A 24,277-nucleotide genomic window follows, 5' to 3' on the forward strand; every position below is an offset into this window, starting at 1 on the left:
GGGACGGCGTGCCGGTCCCCCCGCGGCCGGCGCGTCCCTGGTGAACACCTGCTCGGCGCGCCAGTCGCGTCAGGTCGCCAGGATCCGGCTCTGCCGTCCGGCGCGCGACAGCACTTTCACCACGTCCGCCGCGTCGATCCGGGAATCACCGAGGACTGCGGCGGGAGTGCGGAGGGGGACGGTGGGTAGGCGCCCCACGGGCGGCCCCGACGGGCGCGCCCCGCATCCGTCCCCGACGGGCGCCCCCGCGTCCGTCCTCAGGAGGTGGGCATGAACCGGGCTGCCCTGTTCGATGTCGACGGAACCCTCGTCGACACCAATCACCTGCACGTCGTCTGCTGGTGGGAGGCCCTGCGGCAGGCGGGCCACGATGTGCCGACGCACGCCATCCACCGGGCCGTCGGGCTGCCGGGTGAGGACCTGCTCGCCCGCCTGCTGGGCGAGGGACGCGACCCGTCGCGGGACGAAGCGCTCAGCGCCGCTCACGCCACCCTGTACGCCACGTACTTCGACCGGCTGCCCGCCTTCGACTCGGCCGCGGAACTGCTGCGCGAACTGGACCGGCGGGGCCGCCGGGTCGTGCTCGTCACCTCCGCGAAGGACAACGAACTGGACGCGCTCCGGCGGGCGCTGGCCGCCGACGACGCCATCTCCGCGACCGCGAGCTCCGACGACGTGAGCGAGGGCAAACCCGCACCCGAACCGGTCCGACACGCCCTCTCCCTCGTCGGGGCGCCCGCCCAGGGCTCCGTGTTCGTCGGGGACACCGTCTGGGACATGAAGGCCGGTACGCGGGCCGGCGTCACCTGCGTGGGCCTGCTGTGCGGCGGCATCCCGCGCGCCGACCTGGAGGATGCGGGCGCCCACGCCGTCTACCGCGACCCCGCCGACCTGCTGGCCCACCTCGACACCAGCCCGTTCGCCGACACGGCCTGACGCCGACGGCCCGCGCACGCCCCTCGGGTGCACCCGAGTACGCGCCACCGCGCATTCGGGCTGTCGTGCGAGCGCTCCACCGGAAGCGGGAAGCACCCCGGTGAAGTTGCCCAACTCGGCGTCCCGGGTGGGAGCGTGCGGTCTAGCGTGGGTATCCGGTGATCAACACCGGCCCCGGGAACCGACTGGGGGCCGGGCCCCACGTACCGAGGACGCCGATGTCCGGACTCCGCGCCGCCCGCCACTCCCCGTCGAGACACGCCGCCACCGGTCCCCGCCGGCAGACCCGCCCCCAGCTGATCCGCGCCGCCGTGCTGCCCACCCTCGCCGCCGCGCTCAGCGGCGCCGCGGCCGTGCTGTTCACCCTCCAGCTCGGTGGTGGCGCCGGCGAACGGGACCCCCGGCTGTGGCCGGTGCTGGCGGGCTGCGCCCTGCTCGCCGTCGGGGCCCTGGCCGCCGCCCTGCTCGGGGCCCAGCGCGCCGCGAAGGCCGTACGGGACCGCTGCGAGGCACTGCGGCGCTCCAGCGTGCGCGGCCGCCAGGAACTGCGGGCGGACGCCGAGCGCCTGGAACGGGGGGAGACCCCGCCCCGCCCCGTGCGCGGCGGCCCGAGCGGACCGCCCGCGGCCCCCGATCCCGCCGGCGTCGACGAGTTCTGGCTCCTCGCCCAGGAGCTGCGCGGCGCCCGGGAGCAGGCCCGCACCACCCTCGTACGGCTCGCCACCCCGCCCGCACCGACCGACAGCGACCGCAAGGTCGAGGTCTTCGTCAACCTCGCGCGACGGCTCCAGTCGCTGGTGCACCGCGAGATCTCCCTGCTCGACGGCCTGGAGGACACCGTCGAGGACCCGGACCTGCTGCGGGAGCTCTTCCACGTCGACCACCTCGCCACCCGGATCCGCCGGCACGCCGAAAACCTCGCCGTACTCGGCGGGGCCGCCTCCCGGCGCCAATGGACCCGGCCGATCGACCTGAGCGAGGTGCTGCGCTCCTCCGTCGCGGAGGTCGAGCAGTACACCCGGGTCAAGGTGGTGCCCCCGGCGGGCGGCACCGTGCGCGGCCACGCCGTCGCCGACGTGGTCCACCTGCTGGCCGAACTCGTCGAGAACGCCACGGTGTTCTCCCCGCCCGACACCGACGTGGTCGTCCGGGCCGAGCGGGTCACCTCCGGGATCGCGGTCGAGGTCGAGGACCGCGGACTGGGCATGCCCCCCGAGGAACAGCACCGGATGAACGCCCTGCTGGGCGACCCCGATCAGATCAGCGTCCAACACCTGCTGGCCGACGGACGGATCGGCCTGTTCGTGGTCTCGGCGCTGGCCCGGCGGCACGGGATCGCCGTGGAGCTCAAGTCCAACATCTACGGCGGCGTGCTCGCCGTGCTCGTCCTGCCCCAGGGCCTGCTGGGCGCGCAGGCGCCGAGCGCCGCCGACCTCGGGGCCGGCTCGCGGGCCGGCTCGTGGGGCACCGGTGCGAGCGGCGTCCCGCCCCTGGAACCCGTACGGGTCACCGTGCCCGACCCCTGGCAGCCGGAGCGCGCACCGGACGAAGCCGAGCGGACCCGGACCCGGACGCCCCCGCGACGGGTGCCGGCGGAGGGGCCGGGCCACGTACCGGATCCCCGGTACCGCGCCGATCGCGGCGCGGCCCCCGAGTTCGCGGAGCCCGTGGCCGAGCCCCTCGTGCCCGCCGCCCGCGCGGGGACGGACCGGCCGTCCCTGCCCCGGCGCCGCGCCCAGCAGCACCTGGTACCCGAGCTGCGCGAAGCCCCTGCCCCCCGGCCGGCGCCGACGGAGCAGCCCCTGCACGATCCGGGCCTGATGGCCGCCTTCCAACGGGGCTTCGGCCTCGCCCAGTCGGAGCCGGCGGAGCGGCAGGCATGAGCCCCGCCCCGTCCCGGACCCCCCACCACAGCGAGGAGCGCACCCCCATGGGCGGCGAACCGGCGATGAAGACCAGCAGCAGCCTCTCGGACCTCGACTGGTTGCTCGGCGGCCTCGTGCAACGGGTCCCGTACACCCGCAGCGCGGTCCTGCTCACCGCGGACGGGCTCGCCACCTGCGCGCACGGCTTCGACGCCGACAGCGCCGATCAGATGGCCGCGCTGGCCTCCGGCCTGTACTCGCTGGGCCGCAGCGCCGGATCCCGCTTCGCGGAGGGGGCGGAGGTCCGTCAGGTGGTGGTCGAACTCGACTCCGCCCTGCTCTTCGTCTCGGCGGCCGGATCCGGCACCTGCCTGGCCGTCCTCGCGGACCGCGAGGCCGACGCGGGCGTCCTCGGCTACGAGATGGCGATGCTGGTCAAGAGCGTACGACCGTACCTGGACGCCCCGCCGCGCCGGCCCGTCGCCGAGCCGGAGCGATGAGGGCCGCGTACGCGGGGGGAACACCCCGGGACACCCCCTGGCTGGACGATTCCGCGGGCCGGGTGACGCGCCCGTACACGGCGAGCGGGGGCCGCACCCGGCCCGCCGTGCCGCTCGACCTGCTGTCGCTGGTCACCGCGACCGGGGTACGGCCGAGGGCGCCGCTGGGTCCCGAGCACGCCCTCGCCCTGCGGATCTGCGCGGGCGCGGCGGCGGTGACGGTCGCCGAGGTGGCGGGGCAACTGCGGCTGCCGGCCGTGGTGGTGAAGGTGCTGCTGGCCGACCTGGTGGAACAGGGGGCCGTGAGCACGCGGGCGCCGCGCTTCCCGGGCGCGGATCCCGTGTGGGCGGCCGACGACCGGACCCTGCTGAGGGCGGTGCTCGATGGCCTGCGCCGACGCCTCTGACCACCGGGACGGAGCCCGACCGGCGACCCTGAAGATCCTGGTCGCCGGCGGGTTCGGCGCGGGCAAGACCACCTTCGTGGGCGCGGTCAGCGAGATCGAACCGCTGCGTACGGAGGAACTGCTGAGCGGGCTCGACGAGGCGGCCGACCCGGCCGCGACGGCGGCGGGAACCGCGACGAAGGAGTCGACGACGGTCGCCCTCGACTTCGGACGGATCACCCTGGACGACGGCCCCGTCCTCTACCTCTTCGGCACGCCCGGCCAGCAACGGTTCTGGTTCCTCTGGGAGGAGTTGTGCGCGGGAGCCCTGGGGGCGGTGGTGATCGCCGACACCCGCCGGCTCGCGGACTGCTTCCCCGCCGTGGACTTCTTCGAGAAGCGCGGCATCCGCTTCGTCGTCGCCGTCAACGAGTTCGACGGGACCCGTCCCTACCCGGTGGCGGAGGTCCGCGACGCGCTGGGGCTCGCGCCGGAGGTGCCGGTCGTCCGGTGCGACGCACGACTGACCGGCTCGGCGACCGCGGTACTGGCCGGGCTCGTCCACCACCTGCTGACCACGGCGAGGACGGTCGGCCGGGAACCCGCGCCGGCCCCGCCGGCCACGTGACCGCACTCGGGGGGAACCGCCATGACGTACCACGAATCGACCGGCCACCTGCTGCTCACCCCGGTGGACCGGGAGGCACCCGCGCGCGCCGTCCGGCTGCGGGAGATGGGTTGGGGGGAGCGGGCCGACCCGGAGCTCGACGCCTTCGCCCGACACGTCGCGCAGACCCTGGAGACCCCGCACGCCGGGGTCAACTTCGTAGGAGAGGAACGACAGTTCTTCGCCGGACTCCACCACGACCCGGACGCCGCCGGTGACGGCTACCCGGCGCGGGTGCTCGCCCGGGACCACGGCTACTGCCCGCACGTGGTGGTGCGGCGCAGGGCGCTGGTCCTGGAGGACGTACGGGACTTCGCCCGCTTCGCGGGCAACGCCGTGGTGGACGGGAGCGGGGTGCGGTCCTACGTCGGCGCGCCCCTCACGGACCGGCAGGGCATCGTGCTGGGAACGGTCTGCGCGGTGGACCGGGTGCCGCGCCGGTGGGGCACCCAGGGCCTGGCCACGGTGAAGGCCCTGGCCGCGGAACTGCTGGACGTGCTGCACGCCCGGGAGGACCGTCGGGCGTGACGCGCGCCGACGCGGATGGTGGGGAACGAGGACCGTCACCGGCCCCTTGGCACGGGGAGCGAACCCGGTACACCCGAAGGAAAGGGGCGCCGTCATGGCCACGACCGCGCAGGACGTCAGGACGATCGCGCTGTCGCTGCCCGACAGCAGCGAGAAGCTCGCCTGGGGCATGCCGACCTTCCGGGTGGGCGGGAAGATCTTCGTCTCCCTCGCGGACGACGACACCTCGATCGGGGTGAAGTGCCCCCAGCAGGACCGGGCCGAGCTCATCGCCGCCGAGCCGGAGAAGTTCTTCCTGCGCGAGGGCCACGACGACCACTACGCCTGGCTGCGGGTCCGGCTCGCCGCCGTGGCGGACGCCGGGGAGCTGCGCCGGATCCTGGTCGACTCCTGGCGGCAGGCGGCCCCGAAGGGACTCGCCGCCGCCCACCCCGAACTGGGCGGCGGCTGACCGGACGCCCATCCCGGGCGCCCACTCCCGGCGCTCAGCGGAGGAAGCCGGTGATCCGCTGCCGCAGCGAGCCGGCGTCGAGTCCGTGCGCGGCGACGTGCTCGTCCATCGTCCCGTACCGACGGAGCTCGGCGCGCCCGACCCCGAGGGGCAGGACGCGGTGCGGGACGTCGATGAGGGCGGCCCCGGCCGCCGTCGCCGAGGTGCCCGCCAAGTACGGCTCGACGAGGACCACGTCCGACCCGGCACGCCCGACGGCGGCGCGCAGGGCCGCGTCGTCGAACGGCCGGACCGTGGCGGCGTACAGCACGGTGACGTCGAGCCCCTCGGTCGCGGCGAGGACGTTGTCCAGGAGCGGCCCGACTGCGACGACGACCCCGGACCGCCCCTCGCGCACGGTCGCGAAGCGCAGGCCGGCCGGCCTGCGCGGGACCTTGTTCGACTGCTGGGACAGCCGGACGTACACCTTGTCGTCCCCGGCGGCGCTCGCGTGCCGCAGCAACGCCTCGGCCTCGTCCGGATGACCGGGCACGTGCACGGTCCAGCCGTCGAGGGTGTCCAACAGGGCCACGTCCCCCGGCGCCATGTGGGTGAACCCGCCGGCCGGCCAGTCGTAGCTGCCGGAGGAGCTGACGAGGACGCCGCCCGTGCCCTGGTGCCCGAAGTCCAGCTTGACCTGCTCGAAGGGCCGCTCCACGAGGAAACTGGCGAAGGTGTGCACGACCGGCCGCAGCCCCGTCAGGGCCAGCCCGCCGCCCACCCCGATCAACAACTGCTCCCGGATCCCGACGTTGATCACCCGGTCGGGGTGGCGCCGCTGCGCCGGCCGGAACCCGTCCATGGTGATCTCGGCGAGCACGAGCGCGAGCCGGGGGTCCTCCTCCAGCAGCTTCGACGTGACCGAGATGAACCGTTCCCGCATGGTGTCCATGACGTCCCCTCCCTCAGAACTTCTTCTCGACGCGGGCGACGACCGCGTGCGGCCGGCCCGGGTGCGGTGCGGTGAAGGCGGCGTGCAGCGCCGCGTGGTCGCGTCCGTCGACGGTCACCGCGGACCAGCCCGCCGCCTCGAAGCGGGAGGCGATCCCGCCGCGCCAGCCGTGGGTCGCCGAGTCGTTGTCGATCACCACCGTGTGCAGCCGCTCCAGCCCGGCCGAGCCGGCGTACGCGAGGGCCTCGTGATTGCTGCCCTCGTCGAGCTCGGCGTCCCCGATCAACACCCACACCGCCGGGTCGTCCAGCCCCTGCGCCCGCAGGCCGAGCGCGCTGCCCACGGCCAGCGGCAGCCCGTGCCCCAGTGAGCCGCTGCCGATCTCCACACCGGGTACCAGGGTGCGGTCCGGGTGGTGTCCCAGCGGCGAGTCGTACGACCCGAAGCCGCTCAGCCACTCGACGGGGAAGAACCCCTTGGCGGCGAGCACGGCGTAGTAGGCCATCGGTCCGTGCCCCTTGGAGAGCAGGAACCGGTCCCGCCCCGGCTCCTCGGCCCGGTCGGGTCGGACGCGCAGCACCCGGTCGTAGAGCACCCACAACACGTCGAGCGTGGAGGTGGCGGCGGGGCCGTGCTTCTCGGCCCCCGTCATGAGGGCGATGAGCGCGCCCAGGTCTTCGTGGCGGAACCCCGTGTCCGCGGTTGCCCGTGTCATGCAGGAAACCTCTTACCTCAACTATGGTTGAGGTCAAACCCGCCCGGTTCGATCCGTCGGATCCGGCGCCGTCGGACAAGGTGCGCGCGAGCACCCCGAGAAGTGCGGTATTGTTCTCCTGCCAGTTCAACCCGGGGAAACCCCCAGGTCAACGGGCATCGGGACGTGGCGCAGCTTGGTAGCGCACTTGACTGGGGGTCAAGGGGTCGCAGGTTCAAATCCTGTCGTCCCGACAGTGATGTCGGACATGTTGAAGCTCAGGGCCATCTCGCGATGGTCCTGACGCATTTCCGGGACCGGCGGGTCGACCGGTGTGCGCGGGGGAGCGATCCGCTCCCAAGTCGCCGTCGTGGGTGGTTCGGTGCTCCGGTGGTCCGGCGGATCACGTCGGTCGCACGGGTGGCCGCAGGCTAAGCTTTCGCCACATGACCAGCACGGACGCAGTCACCGGATTCCTTGAGAATCCGTACATTTTGGACCTTTTCGCCGGTCCGGGTGGCCTCGACGTGGCCGCGCACCTGCTGGACGTGCCCTCGCTCGGGATCGAGTGGGACAAGGACGCCTGCGAGACGCGGTACCGCGCCGGGCTCCGGACCTGGCACGCGGACGTCGGCGCGGTGCGTCGGGAGCGGTTCGAGGACCTCCCCGCAGGGCTGAACGTGCTGGCCGGCGGGCCGCCGTGCCAGACCTACTCGGTGGCCGGCAGCGGCGCGGGTCGCAAGGCGCTGGACGAGGTCAAGCAGGTCATTCACGCGCTGGTGCGGGGCGTTCCCGAGGAGGAGATCGACGGCCGGCTGACGGAGCTGGGCGACGACCCGAGGACCGCGCTGGTCCTGGAGCCCCTCCGGTACGCGATCGCTGCCCTCGGTTCCCCGAACCGGGCGGGGCGACCGTTCGACGTGATCGTCCTGGAGCAGGTCCCGGCGGTCGAAGCCCTGTGGCAGGTCTACCGGGAAGCCCTGGAAACGGGCCTGCCCCACCCGGACGGGACGAAGGTCCTCTACGAGGTCGCCGAGGTCGAGACCCTGCGCACCGAGGCGTACGGCGTTCCGCAGACCCGCCGCCGCACCATTCTGATCGCCCGGCTCGGACGGCACGGGACCCCTCCGCTGCCCGGGGCCACCCACCACACCTACAACCCGCAGAAGCCGCAGCGCGGTGGCCCCGACGACGTGACGACTGCGGGCCCCCTCCCGGGCGAACCGTCGGCGGCGGCGATCGCGGGAGCCGGGAACCCGCTGCGCCCCTGGGTGCCGATGGGGGAGGTCCTGGGGCCGGGCAAGGGGAGCGCCGCGGGCCGCAGGCCGCCCTTCGAGGTCGTGTCCAACTACGGCAGCGGCGGAGACCCGAAGAAGCGCGGCATCCGCACCGACCGGCAGCCCTCGTTCACCGTGACGGGGAAGGTCTCCCGCAACGCCGTGCGCCACCCGGACGGCACCCCGCACGCGCCGGACCGGCTGCGCATCGCCGAGGCCGGCATCCTTCAGACCTTCCCGCCGAACTACCCCTGGTCGGGCGGCGACAAGTCGCAGCAGGTCGGCAACGCCGTGCCGCCGCTCTTCGGCATGCACGTGCTCGCCGCCGCCCTGGCGCTGCCGCTCCCGCCGGAGGAGAAGCTGCGGGAGGACTGGCCGGAGGCGGCCGACGAGGACCGGGCGACCCTCCGCAAGGAGGGCTGCGGAGCTCCGGACGGCTGCGGTCCCACCTGCCCGAACCCGTAGGCCGTCCTCCCGCGCGACGACCTCGGGCGCTCCGGTTGATCGTCCGGGGGCTACGGCGACGGCCGTGGGAACGGGGGGCGCGGCCGGCCCGTGGACCGGCCGCGCCCGCCGTCGCCCGAGCCGGTCAGCCGGTGCCGAGGAGCGCCTTCATCCGGGCGATCTCGGCGCTCTGGGAGGCGACGATGGCCCCGGCCATCTCCTTGGCCGGTCCGTACGCGCCGCCGGCCTGTTCCGTCCGGGCCATGGCCACGGCGCCCTCGTGGTGCTTGACCATCAGCTCCAGGAACGCCTTGTCGAAGGCGGCTCCGGAACTCTTCGTCAGGCCGGCCATCTCCTCGGCCGTCATCATCCCGGCCATGTCGTGACCGCCGTGCCCGGCGTCCTCGGCGGGCACGGGCTCGCCCCAGGCGACGAGCCACCCCGACAGGGTCGCGATCTCGGGGTCCTGGGCCTTCTCGATCTCTTCGGCGAGCTTCTTCACCTCGGCCGAACCGGCGCGGGTCGGAGCGAGGCGGGCCATCTCCAGGGCCTGCCGGTGGTGGGGGATCATCCCGAGGGCGAAGGCCGTATCGGCGGCGTTGTTCCCGCCCTTGCGGGTGGCGGAGCCGGCGTCGGCGGAGGGCTTCGCGGACGCGGAAGGCTTCGCGGACGCGGAGGCGGTGGGGGTGGAGTCGTGGCCGCCGTGGGCCGCGCCGCCGTCCTCGCCACTGCCGCAGGCGGTGAGGACGAGGGCCGCGGCCGAGGCCGCGACGACGGTGGAGGTACGGCGGACCAAGGAACGCTGAACGGTCATGGTGGTGCTGCTCCTGTGCTGCGGCACGCGCGAGGGCGTGCGGGGGATGGGGGCTCGCGGGCGGCGGCGCCGGCCACCGGGCGTCGTCATGGGCGACGGGGTCGTCGCGGGACGACACGGCCCGGGGCCGGGCATGCCGGAGCAGCCCTATACGCGCAGGAGTTGGAGTTCGCTCAGTGAGGGAGGCGCCCGCCCGCAGGCCGTCGCGCCCGTGAGGACGCCGTACGGGCCCGCCGGGGCCGGGGTGACCGTGCCCGGCGCCCTCGCGGGCTCGGACAGGACCGGCGGCCCGCTGGTGCCGGGGGCGGCGCAGGTGGCGTCCGCGTGCTCGGTGTGACCGCCGGAGCCGCCCTGCGGATCGGCGTGGACGCAGGCGCACGGGTCCGCCGCCGGGGTGTCGTGCCCGGCAGCCCCCAGGGCTCCGTGGGCTCCGTGGGCCGGGGCGTGGGCGGCCGGCGCGAGCGGGGCCGGCCCGAGGCCGTGCATGGCGACGAGGCCGGTCAGCACCGCGAGGACGAGCAGCAGGCGGGCGCGCGGGCCGAAGGCCCTTGCCGCTCGCCCCGCCCACGTACGCATGTCGGCATCGTAAGCGCCGGCCCGGGGCGGAGCGACCCCGGGGCGGGGCGCCGACCGCCCGTCAGCGCGGGTGCACGCACCGGCCGTCGTGGAGTTCCAGCGGCCCGGCGTCCTCCGCGAGGGCGTCGAGGCAGGCCTTGATCTGGCGGCGCAGGGAGCCCTTGACCAGGCCGCGCAGCTCCTTGCGCCGTGCGGTCCGCCACCTGACGAGCTCGTCCGGCGGCAGCCGGATCGCGGCCAGTTCGGCGGGGCCGAGGACGCCGCCGTCGTAGAGGAACCGGATCCGGGCGGGGTAGCCGGGGCGGTGGGACCAGTTGACGCCGAGGAGCCGGCCGGGGGCGCGGTCCAGGCCGATCTCCTCGCGGACCTCCCGCGCGGCGGCCTCTCTCGGGGTTTCGCCGAGGTCGCTGTCGACGCCGCCGCCGGGCAGCAGCCAGCGACCGGGGGCCCCGTAGCCGGGCTGGACGAGGACGATGCCGCCCCGGCCGTCGGTGAACAGGACGTTCGCCGCGGTGAGGGCCTTGGGGCGGGACGCGCGGTGCCCGGCCGCGTCGAAGCGGCCCGCGTGCTCCAGGGCGGCGCGGTCGGCCGGGTCGAGTCCGGCGGGGGAGCCCGGTTGGGGAACGCCGTCGGCGAGGTGCGCGAAGGAACCGGAGTACAGGGCGGCCAGCGCGGCGCGCAGCCGGGGCGCGGTCCGGGCGGGGAGCCGGGCGGCTGCCTCCTCGGGGGTGAGCCAGTCGGCCCCGGTGACCTCGCCGTCCGGGAGGGCGAGGCCGTCGGCCTCGGAATCGGTGAGGGGGCCGACGAGGTGCACGTGCGCCACGAGGGAGCGGCCCAGCGCGCCCGGCGGACAGGAATCGACGGCCAGCAGCCGCCCGACCGGGGCCGTCAGCCCCAGTTCCTCCTCCAGTGCCCGCGCCAGCCCCTGCTCCGGGGTCTCGGTGTCCGCGACGGCGCCGCCCGGCAGTTCCGGGTCGTCCCGGTGGGAGGTGGTCAGGACGAGGACCCTCCCGAGGCCGTCCAGCACGATGCCGGTGGCGGCCAGCAGGGGGGAGGGGAAGGTCGAGAAGGAGGCTCGGACGGACACGGGTGAGCGCCGGGGCGCCGGGGAGGGGACCGGGGTCTCGGGTGGACGCTCGGGCACGGCGGTTGCTCCTGGGTCGCTTGGGGCGCGGCGGGTCCGCGCACCGGTACGGCACCAGACCTACCGCATCCGTGGCGTGCGACCGCCCGCGGCATGCCACGATCCGCGCATCGACCCGCGCCGACTCGGCCCGCGCCCACCGCGGGGACGATGGTCCTGGTCAGGCCCGGACGAGCAGCATCCCGCCCATCGTGACCATCGTCGCGGCGACCAGTCCGTCCAGCACCCGCCAGGCCTTGGGCCGCGAGAGCGTACGGCTGAGCAGGCGCGCGCCGTAGCCGAGCGCCCCGAACCAGGTCAGGCTGGCCAGCACGGCGCCCGTGCCGAAGGCCCAGCGCAGGTCGCCGCGTTCGGCGGCCAGGGAGCCGACCAGCAGGACGGTGTCCAGGTAGACGTGCGGGTTGAGCCAGGTCATGGCCAGGCAGGTCAGCACGGCCGCGCGGACCGACCCGGTGGTGGCGCCGCCGGCCGTGCCCAGGGCCGCTTCCGGGTCCGGGCGCAGCACCCGGCGCGCGGCGAGCAGTCCGTAGCAGATCAGGAAGGCACCGCCGGCGATGCCGACGGCCGTCAGGGCGGCCGGCCACGCGGTGACGAACGCCCCGACCCCGGCCACGCCCAGGGTGATCAGGAGGGCGTCGGACACGGCGCAGATGGCGACGACGGGGAACACGGCCTGTCGGCGCGCGCCTTGGCGCAGGACGAAGGCGTTCTGCGCGCCGATGGCGACGATGAGGGAGAGGCCGGTGCCGAAGCCGGCCAGAGCTGCTGTGGTGATGCCGTGGTTCATGTGATCGACGGTAGGCAGCGGCGTGGCGCCAGTACAGCTAAAGATTTTTACGTACCCTTAGCGTTCGTGATGGACGAACTTCCCCTCGAACAGGTACGGACGCTCCTCGCGGTGGTCGACGAGGGCACTTTCGACGCGGCGGCCACGGCCCTGCACGTCACGCCGTCCGCCGTCAGCCAGCGCGTGAAGGCCCTGGAACAGCGCACCGGCCGGGTCCTGCTCATGCGGACGAAGCCCGTGCGACCCACCGAGTCCGGGGAGGTGGTCATCCGTTTCGCCCGGCAGCTGGCTCGGCTGGAACGGGACGCCCGCGTCGAGCTGGGGATGGGGATGGTCGACGGGCTGGGGCCGGTCCGGCTGCCGATCGCCGTCAACGCGGACTCGCTGGCGACCTGGTTCCTGCCGGCGCTGACCCGGGTGCCGCAGGATCCGCCGGTCTGCTTCGAGCTCTACCGGGAGGACGAGGGGCACACGACGGCGCTGCTGCGGGAGGGGCAGGTGATGGCCGCCGTCACCTCCTCGCCCGACCCGGTCGCGGGCTGCACCGTGCGGGCACTGGGCCTGGCCCGCTACCTGCCCGTGGCGAGCCCCGACTTCGTCGCCCGCCACCTGACGGGACCCCGGGCGCGGGACCTGAGGGAGGCGCCGGTGATCGTCTTCGACCGGCGCGACGAGCTCCAGGACGGCTACGTGCGCGCCCTGACCGGAGGCGTCGCCGGAGCGGCGGTCGCCCGGCACCAGGTCCCGACCTCGGAGGGGTTCCGCGACGCGGTCGCCGCCGGCCTCGGCTGGGGCCTGGTCCCCGAACCGCAGGCCCTGCCGCTGCTGGAGACGGGCGCGCTGGTGCCGCTGGAGCCCGCGCCGCCCCTGGACGTCCCGCTGTACTGGCAGCAGTGGAAGCTGGACTCCCCGGCGCTGGCCACGGTCGCGGGGGTCGTCGCCCAGGCCGCCATGGAAGCCCTGCTGCCGCCGGACGTCCTCCCGGGCCGCCGGACGGTCGCCATCGGCCGCTCCCGGCTCGGGCCCGGGCCCGCCTGAGCGCCCGCGCCTCGGGCCGGTCCGCCGCAGCACCGGGGCCGGTCAGGACCCTGAACGACCGGCTCGCCGCAGCCGTTCCGGCGACACCGCCTACGCTTCCGGCATGGAGTCCTACACGATCGGCCAGGCAGCCCGGCTGCTGGGCGTCAGCGTCGACACCGCGCGACGGTGGGCCGACGCCGACCGCTTCCCCACCCGCCGTGAGGGAACCCGGCGCATGGTGGACGGGCCGGACCTGGCCGCGTTCTGCGTGGAAGCCGCGCAGGACGGCACGGACGCGGAGGAGGCGGCCTCCACCTCGGTGCGCAATTCCTTCCCCGGCATCGTCACCGGTGTCCTGCTCGGTACCGTCGACGCCCAGGTCGAGATCCAGGCCGGCCCGCACCGGATCGTGTCCCTCCTCACCCGCGAGGCGGTTGAGGAACTGGGCCTGGAGGTGGGCGCGCGGGCCACCGCGCGGGTGAAGTCCACCAGCGTCTTCGTGGACCGCGGCTGACGGCCGGGCCCACGGGTCGGTGGGACGCACCGGAAGCCGGTTCCGAAGCGGGGCGTCCGGAGCGGGGCGTCCGAAGTCGGGCGTCCGGAGCCGGGCGCCGGACGCGGGGCGGCGGTGCGGCCGGCCGTGACGGTGGCAGACTGGCCGCTGATCCGCCGAAGGGGAGTACGCCGTTGTCCATGTTCAGCAGCCTGCGCCGGGCCGTGCGCCGCGGCTACCGGCGGGCCGTCGACCTCAGTCACCCCGCCCGCTCCCCGCTCGGCAGCGCCGTCGTCAACTGCGTGGTCTACCTCGACGGCATCCGTCAGGACGGCTGCGGGGAGGCGGAGGAAGCCCTGCGGCGGGTCCGCAAGGCCGGCGACGGCTTCGTGTGGATCGGCCTGCACGAGCCCTCGCAGGAGGAGCTCGCCGGGCTGGCCTCCCTCTTCGGCCTGCACCCGCTCGCCGTCGAGGACGCCGTCAACGCACACCAGCGGCCCAAGGTGGAGCGCTACGACGACACCCTCTTCGCCGTCTTCAAGACGGTCCGCTACGTCGAGCACGAGGAGCTGACCGCGACCAGTGAGGTCGTCGAGACCGGCGAGATGATGGCCTTCGTCGGAGCGGACTTCGTCATCACCATCCGGCACGGCGGCCGCGGCACCCTCGGCCCCGTCCGCGAGGCGCTCGAAGCCGAGCCCGTTCAATTGGCGAAGGGGCCGGCGGCGGTCCTGCACGCCATGGCGGACCACGTCGTCGACGACTACGTGGCCGTGACGGACGCCGTGCAGAGCGACATGGACGCCGTGGAGACGGCCGTGTTCAGCGAGCACGGCGGCCGGGGCGACGCGGGCCGGATCTACCAGCTCAAGCGCGAACTCCTCGAACTGCGCCGCGCGGTGGCCCCGTTGGGCCGGCCACTCGAACAGCTGGCCACGCAGCCGATACCGGTCATCCCGCCGGATATCCGCGCGTACTTCCGCGACGTGGCCGACCACCTGACGCGCGCCACCGAACAGATCGGCGCCTACGACGGCCTCCTGGACTCCATCCTGCAGGCACACCTCGCCCAGGTGACGGTCGCCCAGAACGAGGACATGCGCAAGATCACCGCGTGGGCGGCGATCGTCGCCGTCCCCACCATGGTCTGCGGGGTCTACGGCATGAACTTCGACCACATGCCCGAGCTGCGCTGGACCTACGGCTACCCGCTCGTCCTCGGCGTCATGGCGGTCGCCTGCTTCGTCATCCACCGCGGTTTCCGGCGCAACGGCTGGCTCTGACGGACCCCGCCCGACCCGGAGCCGCCCGACCCGGGGGCCGGCCACGGGTCGCTGTCCCGGGCCGGCCCCCCGGCCTCGTACGGTTCAGCCACCCAGGGCCAGCAGCATCAGCGGCTCGCCGGTCGGCTGCCGCGAGCCGCCCGACGGCTCCAGGGTCAGACCGACCGCCGTCGCCTGCCCCACGGAGCCCGTCAGTACGGTCGCGCCGTCGGCGCGGACCAGCCCGGCCGGCCGCATCGCCGACCCGTCGGCGAACCACAGCTGGTACGTCCGACCCGCCGGAGCGGCGGGCAGCCCGGAACTGACGAAGGCCGCCCGGTCGCGCGACGCGGACACCACCACCTTGCCCGTCGCGCCGGAGCCCGGCCGGGTGGTGACCGTACGGGCGTCCGGGGCGGAGAGCACCGCCGTCAGGTCCTGGAGGGCGATCGCCGTCCGCTGCGCCTGTTCGTGTTCGCGCAGCGCCGCCCCACCGAGGGCCAGCGCCCCCGCCAGGCAGGCCGCGAGGGCCAGCGGCAGGGCCCGGCGCCGCAGCGCCACGATGCCCCGTCGCGCCGGGGGTTGCTGGCGCACCCCGTCGATCCGGGCGAGGACCGTGCGCCGCATCCCGGGCGGGGCGGGCAGGGCGACGGCGGAACCAAGCCGGGCCGCCGTCGCGGAGAACTCCCGTACGTCCTGGGTGCACAGGGCGCAGCGCTCCAAGTGCCGTTCGAAGGCGTCCCGTTCGCCGGGGTCGAGCGCGTTCAGGGCGTAGGCCCCGGAGAGCGCGTGGAGTTGGTCGGTGTCGGTGCCGGCGCGGCTCATGCCGTGACCCCCATGCAGTCGCGCAGCCGGATCAGTCCGTCGCGCAGCCGCGTCTTGACCGTGGGCAGCGGGGTGTTCAGCGTTTCGGCGACCTCGCGGTAGGTCAGGCCGCCGTAGTAGGCGAGGTTGACGGCCTGGCGCTGGAGGTCGGTCAGCCCGCGCACGCAGCGACGTACCTGCTCGCTCTCGAGGCGGGTCTCCACCTGCTCGCTCACCTCGTCGTACGGGCGGGCGTGCTCGCGCGAGGCGGTGTCCTGTTCGCGGGCGGTCGCGGCCTGCGCGGAACGCACCCGGTCCACGGCGCGGCGGTGCGCGATGGTCAGCACCCAGGTCATGACGCCGCCCTTGTCCGGCCGGTAGCGCGGGGCCTGCCGCCAGACCTCGATCAACACCTCCTGGGCGACCTCCTCGGACTGCGCCCGATCCCGCAGCACCTTGACGACGATGCCGTGCACCGGGCCCGCGATCACGTCGTACAGCGAGGCGAAGGCGTCCTGGTCACCGCGCGCGACGAGCTCCATCAGGGCCGGGAGCTCGGGGGCGGACCGTTCCTGCGGGGCGCCGAAGGGGATCGACTGCCTCACGCGCGTCGCCTCCGCCCGTGCCGTGCGGGGCGCGGTCGCGTACGGGTCATGGCGGGTCCTCCGGGTGGGTGACGGCGGCGGTCATGGAGGACTTCGGAGCCGGGGCGCGTGCGGATTGGTTTCTTCCGCGGATGCCTCGCGAGGGGTGTTCCCGCCCCGCGATGTCTGGTAGGAAAGTTTCCTAACGGAATCGGGAAGCCTCAACCACCTTACGGAGGCCTTGTGTTCACCCCTCACCGCAAGACGATGACGATCGGCGCCCTGCTCGGCGCGGCCCTGCTCGCCGCCCCGCTCGCGGCGCACGCCACGGCGGCCCCGGCCCCGGCGCCCGCTCCCGCGGCGACCGTCGCGGCCGCCCCCACGGGGCTGGACGACCCGGCGAAGAAGGACATCGCCATGCGGATCGTCTCCAGCGCGGAGAACTCCTCGCTGGACTGGAAGGCGCAGTACAAGTACATCGAGGACATAGGCGACGGCCGCGGCTACACCGCCGGGATCATCGGCTTCTGTTCCGGCACCGGCGACATGCTCGACCTCGTCGAGTACTACACGCAGGTCAAGCCGGGCAATGTGCTCGCCAGGTACCTGCCGGCCCTGCGCGCCGTCGACGGCAGCGACTCGCACGCGGGCCTCGACCCGAACTTCACCGGGGACTGGGCCAAGGCGGCCCAGGACGCCGAGTTCAAGAAGGCCCAGGACCACGAGCGGGACCGGGTCTACTTCAACCCGTCCGTCAAACAAGGCAAGACGGACGGTGTGGGCACCCTCGGCCAGTTCATCTACTACGACGCCATCGTCATGCACGGCGACGGGACCGACTCCACCAGCTTCCGCAACATCCGCAAGCGCGCCCTGACCAAGGCCAAGCCCCCGGCCCAGGGCGGCAACGAGACGACCTGGCTCAACGCCTTCCTCGACGCCCGCGTCTGGGCCATGAAGCAGGAGGAGGCGCACAGCGACACCAGCCGCGTCGACACCGCCCAGCGGGTCTTCCTGAAGAAGGGCAACCTGAACCTCAACACCCCGCTCGACTGGAAGGTTTACGGGGACCCCTTCCACATCGGCTGACCGGCACCGCGGTCACCCCCGCATCAACGGCCCCGGCCGTCGGCCGACGTCCCAACTCCCCTCAGGATTCGGGGTGGTGGCCCGTTCTTGGCCCCCGAAAATGGCTTGGGCGCGGCGGGTCGAAGGCGTGAATCCGGCCCGACCCCTTCCGGTGGGCCGGGCCGTCGATGCCGTCCTTAGGGGGGACTCGTGAACTACTACGTCGACGTCATCAAGCGCTACGCGGACTTCAACGGCCGATCGCGCCGCCAGGAATACTGGATGTTCGTCCTGTGCACCATCCCCGTCGTGATCGTCCTGACGGTCATCGACTTCGCGCTGGGGAGCTACCCGGTCATCACCTGGATCTACACCCTGGCCGTATTCCCTTCCGACCCTCCCGGCGCCGCCGCCGACCGGACACGGTCGACGGCGGCGCCTTCGTCGTTCGTCCGAAGGTGACACGCGTCTCGTCCGACTTGGGGCAGGGGGCTGTCCAGGTCGACCCGATCACGAGATATCTTGATGTCGAGCAATGTTGCAGACGAGAGACGCAGACTGTGGAGCGGAGCATCCGGTGACTGACTCGACCATCATCTACACGCACACTGACGAGGCCCCGGCCCTCGCGACGTATTCGTTCCTGCCTGTGATCCAGGCGTACGCGTCGACGGCCGGTGTGAATGTCGAGACCCGTGACATCTCCCTGGCCGGTCGGATCATCGCCAGCTTCCCCGAGTACCTCGAGGAGAGCCAGCGGATCGCCGACGCCCTCGCCGAGCTCGGCGAACTGGCGAAGACCCCCGAAGCCAACATCATCAAGCTTCCCAACATCTCGGCCTCGATCCCGCAGCTGAAGGCCGCGGTCGCCGAGCTCCAGGCCCAGGGCTACGCCCTCCCGGCCTACCCGGACGACCCGAAGACCGACGAGGAGCGCGAGATCCGCGCCCGCTACGACAAGGTCAAGGGCAGCGCCGTCAACCCGGTCCTGCGCGAGGGCAACTCCGACCGCCGCGCCCCCGCCTCCGTGAAGAACTACGCCAAGGCGCACCCGCACCGCATGGGCGCCTGGACCTCCGAGTCGAAGACGAACGTCGCCACGATGGGCGAGAACGACTTCCGCTCCACCGAGAAGTCCACCGTGATCGCCGAGAACGGCACCCTGCGCATCGAGCACGTCGCCGCCGACGGCACCACCACCGTGCTGCGCGAGTCCGTACCGGTCCTCGCCGGTGAGGTCGTGGACGCCTCCGTCCTGCACGTCGACGCCCTGCGCACCTTCCTCAACGACCAGATCGAGCGGGCCAAGGCCGAGGACGTCCTGTTCTCCGTGCACCTCAAGGCCACGATGATGAAGGTCTCCGACCCGATCATCTTCGGTCACGTGGTCCGCGCCTTCCTCCCGAAGACCTTCGCGCGCTACGGCGAGACCCTCGCCGCCGCCGGCCTCTCCCCGAACGACGGCCTCGGCGCCGTCCTCAACGGCCTGGCGGCGCTGCCCGACGGTGACGCGATCAAGGCCTCGATCGACGCCGAGATCGCCGAGGGCCCGGCCCTCGCCATGGTCGACTCCGACAAGGGCATCACCAACCTGCACGTCCCGTCCGACGTCATCGTCGACGCCTCGATGCCGGCGATGATCCGCACCTCCGGCCACATGTGGGGCCCCGACGGTGCCGAGGCCGACACCCTCGCGGTCCTCCCGGACAGCAGCTACGCCGGTGTCTACCAGGCCGTCGTCGACGACTGCCGCGCCCACGGCGCCTACGACCCGTCCACGATGGGTTCGGTGCCGAACGTCGGCCTCATGGCCCAGAAGGCCGAGGAGTACGGCAGCCACGACAAGACCTTCGAGCTCGCCGCCGCGGGCACCGTCCGTCTCGTCGACGCCGCCGGCAACACGGTCCTGGAGCAGGAGGTCGCCAAGGGCGACATCTTCCGCGCCTGCCAGACCAAGGACGCGCCGATCCAGGACTGGGTCAAGCTCGCCGTCACCCGCGCCCGCGCCACCGGCGTCCCGGCCGTGTTCTGGCTGGACGAGGGCCGCGCGCACGACGCGCAGCTGATCACCAAGGTCAAGACGTACCTCGCCGACCACGACACCGACGGTCTCACCATCGAGATCCTCTCCCCGGTCGAGGCCACCGCGTACTCCCTGGAGCGCATCCGCCGCGGCGAGGACACCATCTCCGTCACCGGCAACGTGCTGCGCGACTACCTGACCGACCTCTTCCCGATCCTGGAGCTGGGCACCAGCGCCAAGATGCTGTCGGTCGTCCCGCTGATGAACGGCGGCGGCCTCTTCGAGACCGGCGCCGGCGGCTCCGCGCCGAAGCACGTCCAGCAGCTCGTCAAGGAGAACTACCTGCGCTGGGACTCCCTGGGTGAGTTCCTCGCGCTGGCCGTCTCCTTCGAGCACCTCGCGACCACCACCGGCAACGCCCGCGCCCAGGTGCTGGCCGACACCCTGGACCGCGCCACCGGCACGTTCCTCAACGAGGACAAGTCGCCGAGCCGCAAGCTGGGCGGCATCGACAACCGCGGCAGCCACTTCTACCTCGCCCTGTACTGGGCGCAGGAGCTGGCCAAGCAGACCGACGACGCCGAGCTGGCCGCCGCGTTCGGCGCCCTCGCCAAGACGCTGGCCGAGCAGGAGCAGACCATCGTCGACGAGCTCATCGCCGTCCAGGGCTCCCCGGCCGACATCGGCGGGTACTTCCAGCCCGACGCGGCCAAGGCCGCCGCGATCATGCGGCCGTCCGAGACCCTGAAGCAGGCGCTCGCGATCCTGGGCTGAGCCAGGACCCCGGCTCACCCCGGGACCACCGCAGACGGGTCCGCCCCGGCCGGCAGCACGCCCGGCCGGGGCGGGCCCGTACCCGCGTACCTCCGCGGAAACCCGGTTGTGGGCGGGCGGGCGCTACGGCTAGGAAGGCCGGGTGATCCGAGGAAAGCTGACCGGGCTGCGCGCCCGGCTCCCCGAAGACGTACCCGTGCTCCACTCCGAGCTCTACGAGGACGTCGCCACCCGCTCGCGCGCCGACTCCCGACCCTGGCGTCCACTGAGCGCCGGCGGCGGCCACTCCCCGTACGAACCGGCCGCGCCCGCCGACGACGCGGTGGTGTTCTCCGCAGTCGACCTGGCCTCCGGGGAACTGGCGGGCGAGGCCCTCCTGTGGGGCATCGACACCCACAACCGCGGCGCCCACCTCGGCATCTCGCTGCGCCCGGGCAGCCGCGGCCGGGGCTTCGGCGCAGAGGTCGTGCAGTTGCTCTGCCAGTACGGGTTCACCGTGCGCGGTCTGCACCGGCTCCAGGTGGACACCCTCGCCGACAACGCGGCGATGATCGGCGCCGCCCGACGGGCCGGTTTCGCCCTGGAGGGGACGCTACGCCGCTCCGCCTGGGTGAGCGGTGCCTTCGTCGACGAGGTGATCCTCGGACTGCCCGCTGAGGAATGGCAGCCCGCACCCTGGCAACGCTGACCCCGCACCCCGCACCCCGCACCCCGCACCCTGGCAACGCGGCCTCCGGGCGAGCGCGTCGGTGCGCCCGCGCCCCGGGCCGGGCGCCCGCCCCACCTGCCGGGGCCCCCGGCACAGGCCGGGCGCCCGCCCCACCTGCCGGGCCCCCGGCACATCAGCCCGTGCCCGCGCCGGCTGACACGTCGGCCACGACGGACCAGTCCCGCTCCAGGGGTATGAGGTGACCGGTCGTCGAGCGAAGGTCCTCCGGGAGCCCGGCACGGGCGTGGAGGGCCGGGAAGTGCTCCGTGCGGTACCGGTCGTGAGCGGCACGGCTCGACCAGAGGGTGGTGACCAGGTAGCGGTCCGGGGCGAGCCGGATGACCACCCCCGCCCGCATGCCGCCCGCCGCCGCCATACCGGGCCCCCACACGCGGCGTTGTACGGCGAGGAAGTGCTCCGCGCGACCCGGCAGCACTCGGCAATCCGCGACCCGCAGCAGCTCCGCGCCCGCCAAGGCCCCGGGCAGGTCCGCCGTCTCGCCGGCCAGGTCGAGGACGTTCTCACCAGCGGCGGTTTCCACCGCGGTGAAGGAGCCCTCCTGGCCGGTCAGGGCGAACACCTCGTCGTGCCGCTCACGCATGAAGCGGCCGTAGGACTCGGATCCGCTCCACAGTCCCATGATCCTGGCGTGCCCTCTCTCCCCGTCCCAGCCGCCCACCTGCCCCACCAGGCCCTCGGCGTCACCGATCGCCGCCCAGGCACGCTGACCGGACCCGAACCGCTCCCGCGACGCCACCGGCACCCTGCAACCGATCCATTTCCCCCACATGCGCAACCGCCCCCGTCCATGGTCGAGCCGACCCCACGATCATGGCGTTCGACCCCTGGTAGGCGTCAATCGGTCCGAGGTATCAAGGCACCCCCTACCTGCGGCTTAGGCCGTCGGGGCGGCCGCCACCCGGAAGCCGATGTTGCCCGAGGAACTGTCGGGGGTGTTGCGGGTGCGGGCCGCGACGCGGTAGCGGTTGCAGTACGAGTCGTGGCACATGTGGGAACCGCCGCGCATCGACCGCTCGGGGCCGGCCGGGGCGAACCGGTCGGCGCACCACTCCCACACGTTGCCGACCGTGTTGTAGAGCCCGTAGCCGTTGGGCCGGAAGGACTTGGCCGGCGCGGTGCCCGCCCAGCCGTCCGCCCGGGTGTTGTGTCGGGGGAAGTCGCCGTTCCAGATGTTGCACATGTACCGGCCGTCCGGGCGGAGTTCGTCGCCCCACGGATAGCGCCGCCGCTCCAGACCGCCGCGTGCCGCGTACTCCCACTCGGTCTCGGTGGGCAGCCGGGTACCGGACCAGGCGCAGTACGCCTGCGCGTCGTTCCAGGACACGTGGGTCACGGGGTGGTCCTGCCGCGCGGCGAACGACGTGCCGGGCCCTTCCGGGCGGCGCCAGTCGGCCCCGGCCACCGCTCGCCACCAGGGGGTTCCCGCCACCGCCGGGGACGCCGAGGCGAGTTCGGCGGCGAGGAAGCCCGCGAAGACGAAGCTGAAGCCGAACGACTCGGCCTCGGTGACGTGCCCGGTGGCCTGCACGAACGCGGCGAACTGCGCGTTGGTGACGGTGGTCGGGGCGATGCGGAACGCCCCGACCACCGCCTCCCGGACGGGCCCCTCGCCGTCCGCCGGGAACCCGTCCGGGTCCTCGGTCCCCATCAGGAAGCGGCCGCCCCGGAGGTCGAGGAGACCGCGCGCGGCCCGTCCGGCCACCGGATCCGCGCGCGGCCGGGGCGGGGGCGGTACCGGCGCCGGGACGGTGACGGCGGCTTCCCGGGCGGGGGTGCAGCAGGGCTTCGGCGGCATGGGTCCGGTCTCTCCTGGGTGGGGCGTACGGGAATCAGCGGGGGCCGGGCGGCGCTCGCACCGGCGTCACCGGCGTCACCGGCGTCACCGGCGTCACCGGCGTCACCGGCGTCACCGGCGTCCGGACACCGGTGACGCCCGGCCCGCCCTCAGCTCGCGCGGTCGGCGGCCAGCCGGGCCGCCAACGCTGGTATCCCGAGGGCCTGTTCCTGCTGCGGGGTGGCCTGGTGGAGCAGGTTCCGCAGCTGGTGGGGGTCGGCGGCCAGGTCGTAGTACTCGCGGAAGGTGACCTGGCCGGTGCCGGACACCGCGCCGGTGGAGTCGGTGTGCAGGTCGTAGTACTCGGTGTACTGCTTGTCCTTCGCCACGTACGACGCCCAGGTCTTGGGCCCGGTCCCGCCAGCGCCCTGCTTCCACCACTGGACCAGCAGGTGGTCGCGGGAGGCGGTACCGAGCAGGGACTGGCCGTCCTGGTCGGCCGGCCGCGCGATCCCCGCGGCGTCCAGGATCGTCGGCGCGATGTCGATGTTGGCGACGATCCGGCCGTCGGTGGTCCCGGAGTCCAGGCCCCCGGCCGGCCACGACAGGTAGAACGGCACCTCGTGGGCGGGGGAGTAGGGCACGGACTTCTTCAGCCAGCCGTGATCGGCCCAGGTGTAGCCGTTGTCCCCGGTGAAGATGACGAGCGTGTTCGCCAACTGCCCGGTCGCCGCCAGCCGGTCACGGATCGCCCGCACGGCGTCGTCCACGGACAGCAGGCTGCGCAGCTGGCGCGTGCGCAGCTCCCTCGCGTCGTCGAGGGTGCCGGTGGCGTCGCGGATGTACGGCGGTTTGTCGGAGCGGTCCGCCTCCGGGACGGAGGGGCGACCGTTCCACGTGGGTACCGGCGTCTGCGCGTACTTGGGCGCCGGGACGTTCGGCGCGTGGGAGGCGTAGGGGGTCACGTACGCGAACCACGGGCGGTTGTCGGTGGCGGCCTTGTCGATGAAGTCGAGGGTCTTGTCGCGGACGATGTTGGTGGTGTAGCCGTCGATCTGTCGCACGGCGCCGTCGACGTTCCAGCGCGCGTCGTTGTAGCCGGGCTGCAGCAGGGCCCACTCCTCGAAGTGCGGCGGGTTGTCCGCCAGCGCCCAGGAGTTGAGGTATTTGCCGAACAATCCCGTGCGGTATCCCGCCTGTTTCAGGTGGCGCTGCACGGTGGTGGACTGGTCCAGACCGTGCGAGGCCGCGTTGTTGCGGACGCCGTGGTGGTGGGCGTGCTTGCCGGAGAACACGGACGAGCGCGACGGCGCGCACAGCGGGGTCGCCGAGTGGCCGTGGGTGAAGGTGACGCCCTGCCCGCCGAGCCAGGCGATGGTGTTCGGGAGCGCCCACTCGGTGTGCTTGGGATGGTCGTCGGTGACGATCAGCAGGATGTTCGGCCGGGCGGCGGACGTCCCGGAAGCGACCGGGGCGGCCTGCGCGAGGCCGATCGGGGCCGCTGCCGAGGCGGCGACGGCAGCCGCGCCGGCGATGAAGCCGCGCCGTGCGACCGCGCCGGCGCGGGGCGTGCTGGGGTGCTCGCTCACGAGGGTCTCCTGTACGTGCGGGGCAGGGTGACGTACGTACCGGGCTCGGGGCAGGCCGCAGCCGCCCCCGAAACCCGCAGGTCAGACCCTAGGAGCCGAAGTCGCCGCACTCAATGGACCCGGCATGTCAGTGCCGTGGCAGTGCTGTGGCGGCCG

The 24,277-nt window shown here is 73.7% G+C and carries 26 protein-coding genes and 1 tRNA gene; 16 read left to right on the forward strand and 11 right to left on the reverse strand.

Annotated elements, in window-relative coordinates:
- The first annotated feature begins 270 nt into the window (after positions 1-270).
- The 7 genes from AB0D46_RS04140 (at position 271) to AB0D46_RS04170 (ending at position 5,333) form a co-directional block, all read left to right on the forward strand.
- Positions 271-936: an HAD family hydrolase gene (locus AB0D46_RS04140; protein ID WP_362875715.1), complete on the forward strand. Its 666-nt coding sequence runs from the start codon at positions 271-273 to the stop codon at positions 934-936.
- 218 nt (positions 937-1,154) lie between these two features.
- Positions 1,155-2,819 carry an ATP-binding protein gene (locus tag AB0D46_RS04145; RefSeq protein WP_362875716.1) on the forward strand — a complete coding sequence of 555 codons (1,665 nt, stop codon included), beginning with the start codon at positions 1,155-1,157 and terminating at the stop codon, positions 2,817-2,819.
- 47 nt (positions 2,820-2,866) lie between these two features.
- Positions 2,867-3,301 (forward strand): roadblock/LC7 domain-containing protein, encoded by a 435-nt coding sequence (locus AB0D46_RS04150; protein ID WP_362875838.1) that lies wholly within the window; start codon positions 2,867-2,869, stop codon positions 3,299-3,301.
- Positions 3,298-3,708, forward strand: a complete 411-nt coding sequence (locus AB0D46_RS04155) for a DUF742 domain-containing protein (RefSeq protein WP_362875717.1) — start codon at positions 3,298-3,300, stop codon at positions 3,706-3,708. The genes AB0D46_RS04150 and AB0D46_RS04155 overlap by 4 nt, the downstream gene beginning before the upstream one ends.
- Positions 3,686-4,315, forward strand: coding sequence for an ATP/GTP-binding protein (locus AB0D46_RS04160; protein WP_362875718.1), 630 nt, complete (start codon positions 3,686-3,688; stop codon positions 4,313-4,315). The genes AB0D46_RS04155 and AB0D46_RS04160 overlap by 23 nt, the downstream gene beginning before the upstream one ends.
- 21 nt (positions 4,316-4,336) lie before the next feature.
- On the forward strand, positions 4,337-4,882 hold the full coding sequence (locus AB0D46_RS04165) for a GAF domain-containing protein (protein WP_362875719.1): 546 nt from the start codon (positions 4,337-4,339) through the stop codon (positions 4,880-4,882).
- A 94-nt stretch (positions 4,883-4,976) separates the two neighbouring features.
- Entirely contained in the window at positions 4,977-5,333 is a 357-nt protein-coding gene (locus tag AB0D46_RS04170; RefSeq protein ID WP_362875720.1) for an MmcQ/YjbR family DNA-binding protein, read from the forward strand.
- A 34-nt stretch (positions 5,334-5,367) separates the two neighbouring features.
- Here the strand turns inward: AB0D46_RS04170 and AB0D46_RS04175 are convergent, their stop codons facing one another.
- Both AB0D46_RS04175 and AB0D46_RS04180 read right to left on the reverse strand, forming a co-directional pair.
- Positions 5,368-6,264, reverse strand: coding sequence for a transketolase (locus AB0D46_RS04175; protein WP_362875721.1), 897 nt, complete (start codon positions 6,262-6,264; stop codon positions 5,368-5,370).
- 13 nt (positions 6,265-6,277) lie between these two features.
- On the reverse strand, positions 6,278-6,979 hold the full coding sequence (locus tag AB0D46_RS04180) for a transketolase (protein WP_362875722.1): 702 nt from the start codon (positions 6,977-6,979) through the stop codon (positions 6,278-6,280).
- A 159-nt stretch (positions 6,980-7,138) separates the two neighbouring features.
- On the opposite strand from AB0D46_RS04180, the gene AB0D46_RS04185 reads away from it, so the two are divergent.
- Positions 7,139-7,212: transfer RNA gene (locus AB0D46_RS04185), tRNA-Pro, on the forward strand.
- A 192-nt stretch (positions 7,213-7,404) separates the two neighbouring features.
- Positions 7,405-8,700 (forward strand): DNA cytosine methyltransferase, encoded by a 1,296-nt coding sequence (locus AB0D46_RS04190; RefSeq protein ID WP_362875723.1) that lies wholly within the window; start codon positions 7,405-7,407, stop codon positions 8,698-8,700.
- A gap of 124 nt (positions 8,701-8,824) precedes the next feature.
- On the opposite strand, the gene AB0D46_RS04195 is transcribed toward AB0D46_RS04190, so the two are convergent.
- The 4 genes from AB0D46_RS04195 to AB0D46_RS04210 all read right to left on the reverse strand — a co-directional run bounded on the left by AB0D46_RS04195 (position 8,825) and on the right by AB0D46_RS04210 (position 12,000).
- A complete protein-coding gene (locus AB0D46_RS04195) occupies positions 8,825-9,493 on the reverse strand; it encodes a DUF305 domain-containing protein (RefSeq protein WP_362875724.1) in 669 nt (222 codons plus the stop codon).
- Between the two features lie 147 nt (positions 9,494-9,640).
- Positions 9,641-10,069, reverse strand: a complete 429-nt coding sequence (locus tag AB0D46_RS04200) for a DUF6153 family protein (protein ID WP_362875725.1) — start codon at positions 10,067-10,069, stop codon at positions 9,641-9,643.
- Positions 10,070-10,130: 61 nt separating this feature from the next.
- A complete protein-coding gene (locus AB0D46_RS04205) occupies positions 10,131-11,213 on the reverse strand; it encodes an NUDIX hydrolase (protein ID WP_362875726.1) in 1,083 nt (360 codons plus the stop codon).
- A gap of 160 nt (positions 11,214-11,373) precedes the next feature.
- Complete coding sequence (locus AB0D46_RS04210; protein WP_362875727.1) at positions 11,374-12,000, reverse strand: LysE/ArgO family amino acid transporter; 627 nt, start codon at positions 11,998-12,000, stop codon at positions 11,374-11,376.
- Between the two features lie 69 nt (positions 12,001-12,069).
- On the opposite strand from AB0D46_RS04210, the gene AB0D46_RS04215 reads away from it, so the two are divergent.
- From AB0D46_RS04215 to corA, 3 genes are all read left to right on the forward strand, one after another.
- Complete coding sequence (locus tag AB0D46_RS04215) at positions 12,070-13,038, forward strand: LysR family transcriptional regulator ArgP (RefSeq protein ID WP_362875839.1); 969 nt, start codon at positions 12,070-12,072, stop codon at positions 13,036-13,038.
- A gap of 103 nt (positions 13,039-13,141) precedes the next feature.
- The gene (locus AB0D46_RS04220) at positions 13,142-13,534 is read left to right on the forward strand and encodes a TOBE domain-containing protein (RefSeq protein WP_362875728.1); all 393 of its coding nucleotides are present in this window, start codon (positions 13,142-13,144) and stop codon (positions 13,532-13,534) included.
- A 179-nt stretch (positions 13,535-13,713) separates the two neighbouring features.
- Positions 13,714-14,796, forward strand: coding sequence for a magnesium/cobalt transporter CorA (gene corA / locus AB0D46_RS04225; RefSeq protein ID WP_362875729.1), 1,083 nt, complete (start codon positions 13,714-13,716; stop codon positions 14,794-14,796).
- Positions 14,797-14,880: 84 nt separating this feature from the next.
- Here corA and AB0D46_RS04230 read toward each other — a convergent pair whose 3' ends face one another.
- Together AB0D46_RS04230 and sigK are read right to left on the reverse strand one after the other, a co-directional pair.
- Positions 14,881-15,600 (reverse strand): anti-sigma factor, encoded by a 720-nt coding sequence (locus tag AB0D46_RS04230; RefSeq protein ID WP_362875730.1) that lies wholly within the window; start codon positions 15,598-15,600, stop codon positions 14,881-14,883.
- Positions 15,597-16,121, reverse strand: coding sequence for an ECF RNA polymerase sigma factor SigK (gene sigK / locus AB0D46_RS04235; RefSeq protein ID WP_362875840.1), 525 nt, complete (start codon positions 16,119-16,121; stop codon positions 15,597-15,599). Before sigK ends, AB0D46_RS04230 begins: the two co-directional genes overlap by 4 nt.
- A gap of 309 nt (positions 16,122-16,430) precedes the next feature.
- Here sigK and AB0D46_RS04240 point away from each other — a divergent pair, with 309 nt between their 5' ends.
- From AB0D46_RS04240 to AB0D46_RS04255, 4 genes are all read left to right on the forward strand, one after another.
- On the forward strand, positions 16,431-17,252 hold the full coding sequence (locus AB0D46_RS04240; protein ID WP_362875841.1) for a chitosanase: 822 nt from the start codon (positions 16,431-16,433) through the stop codon (positions 17,250-17,252).
- 189 nt (positions 17,253-17,441) lie between these two features.
- A complete protein-coding gene (locus tag AB0D46_RS04245; RefSeq protein WP_362875731.1) occupies positions 17,442-17,693 on the forward strand; it encodes a DUF805 domain-containing protein in 252 nt (83 codons plus the stop codon).
- A 115-nt stretch (positions 17,694-17,808) separates the two neighbouring features.
- Positions 17,809-20,028, forward strand: coding sequence for an NADP-dependent isocitrate dehydrogenase (locus AB0D46_RS04250; protein WP_362875732.1), 2,220 nt, complete (start codon positions 17,809-17,811; stop codon positions 20,026-20,028).
- Between the two features lie 142 nt (positions 20,029-20,170).
- A complete protein-coding gene (locus AB0D46_RS04255) occupies positions 20,171-20,716 on the forward strand; it encodes a GNAT family protein (RefSeq protein ID WP_362875733.1) in 546 nt (181 codons plus the stop codon).
- A 154-nt stretch (positions 20,717-20,870) separates the two neighbouring features.
- On the opposite strand, the gene AB0D46_RS04260 is transcribed toward AB0D46_RS04255, so the two are convergent.
- From AB0D46_RS04260 to AB0D46_RS04270, 3 genes are all read right to left on the reverse strand, one after another.
- Positions 20,871-21,527, reverse strand: a complete 657-nt coding sequence (locus AB0D46_RS04260; RefSeq protein ID WP_362875734.1) for a DUF4937 domain-containing protein — start codon at positions 21,525-21,527, stop codon at positions 20,871-20,873.
- A gap of 105 nt (positions 21,528-21,632) precedes the next feature.
- Positions 21,633-22,553 (reverse strand): formylglycine-generating enzyme family protein, encoded by a 921-nt coding sequence (locus AB0D46_RS04265; RefSeq protein ID WP_362875735.1) that lies wholly within the window; start codon positions 22,551-22,553, stop codon positions 21,633-21,635.
- 149 nt (positions 22,554-22,702) lie between these two features.
- A complete protein-coding gene (locus AB0D46_RS04270; RefSeq protein WP_362875736.1) occupies positions 22,703-24,121 on the reverse strand; it encodes a sulfatase in 1,419 nt (472 codons plus the stop codon).
- Positions 24,122-24,277: the final 156 nt, after the last annotated feature.

This window comes from Streptomyces sp. NPDC048383 (genome assembly GCF_040651775.1).
Taxonomy (GTDB): domain Bacteria; phylum Actinomycetota; class Actinomycetes; order Streptomycetales; family Streptomycetaceae; genus Streptomyces.

Bases quoted from the DNA above. Each gene is read 5' to 3' on its own strand.
- corA (WP_362875729.1), top strand. From the start codon at position 13,714: ATGTTCAGCAGCCTGCGCCGGGCCGTGCGCCGCGGCTACCGGCGGGCC.
- AB0D46_RS04195 (WP_362875724.1), bottom strand. From the start codon at position 9,493: ATGACCGTTCAGCGTTCCTTGGTCCGCCGTACCTCCACCGTCGTCGCG.
- AB0D46_RS04180 (WP_362875722.1), bottom strand. From the start codon at position 6,979: ATGACACGGGCAACCGCGGACACGGGGTTCCGCCACGAAGACCTGGGC.
- AB0D46_RS04145 (WP_362875716.1), top strand. From the start codon at position 1,155: ATGTCCGGACTCCGCGCCGCCCGCCACTCCCCGTCGAGACACGCCGCC.
- AB0D46_RS04170 (WP_362875720.1), top strand. From the start codon at position 4,977: ATGGCCACGACCGCGCAGGACGTCAGGACGATCGCGCTGTCGCTGCCC.
- AB0D46_RS04190 (WP_362875723.1), top strand. From the start codon at position 7,405: ATGACCAGCACGGACGCAGTCACCGGATTCCTTGAGAATCCGTACATT.
- AB0D46_RS04220 (WP_362875728.1), top strand. From the start codon at position 13,142: ATGGAGTCCTACACGATCGGCCAGGCAGCCCGGCTGCTGGGCGTCAGC.
- AB0D46_RS04175 (WP_362875721.1), bottom strand. From the start codon at position 6,264: ATGGACACCATGCGGGAACGGTTCATCTCGGTCACGTCGAAGCTGCTG.
- AB0D46_RS04160 (WP_362875718.1), top strand. From the start codon at position 3,686: ATGGCCTGCGCCGACGCCTCTGACCACCGGGACGGAGCCCGACCGGCG.
- AB0D46_RS04150 (WP_362875838.1), top strand. From the start codon at position 2,867: ATGGGCGGCGAACCGGCGATGAAGACCAGCAGCAGCCTCTCGGACCTC.
- AB0D46_RS04240 (WP_362875841.1), top strand. From the start codon at position 16,431: ATGACGATCGGCGCCCTGCTCGGCGCGGCCCTGCTCGCCGCCCCGCTC.
- AB0D46_RS04215 (WP_362875839.1), top strand. From the start codon at position 12,070: ATGGACGAACTTCCCCTCGAACAGGTACGGACGCTCCTCGCGGTGGTC.
- AB0D46_RS04140 (WP_362875715.1), top strand. From the start codon at position 271: ATGAACCGGGCTGCCCTGTTCGATGTCGACGGAACCCTCGTCGACACC.
- AB0D46_RS04200 (WP_362875725.1), bottom strand. From the start codon at position 10,069: ATGCGTACGTGGGCGGGGCGAGCGGCAAGGGCCTTCGGCCCGCGCGCC.
- sigK (WP_362875840.1), bottom strand. From the start codon at position 16,121: ATGGAGCTCGTCGCGCGCGGTGACCAGGACGCCTTCGCCTCGCTGTAC.
- AB0D46_RS04265 (WP_362875735.1), bottom strand. From the start codon at position 22,553: ATGCCGCCGAAGCCCTGCTGCACCCCCGCCCGGGAAGCCGCCGTCACC.
- AB0D46_RS04165 (WP_362875719.1), top strand. From the start codon at position 4,337: ATGACGTACCACGAATCGACCGGCCACCTGCTGCTCACCCCGGTGGAC.
- AB0D46_RS04260 (WP_362875734.1), bottom strand. From the start codon at position 21,527: ATGTGGGGGAAATGGATCGGTTGCAGGGTGCCGGTGGCGTCGCGGGAG.
- AB0D46_RS04230 (WP_362875730.1), bottom strand. From the start codon at position 15,600: ATGAGCCGCGCCGGCACCGACACCGACCAACTCCACGCGCTCTCCGGG.
- AB0D46_RS04210 (WP_362875727.1), bottom strand. From the start codon at position 12,000: ATGAACCACGGCATCACCACAGCAGCTCTGGCCGGCTTCGGCACCGGC.
- AB0D46_RS04155 (WP_362875717.1), top strand. From the start codon at position 3,298: ATGAGGGCCGCGTACGCGGGGGGAACACCCCGGGACACCCCCTGGCTG.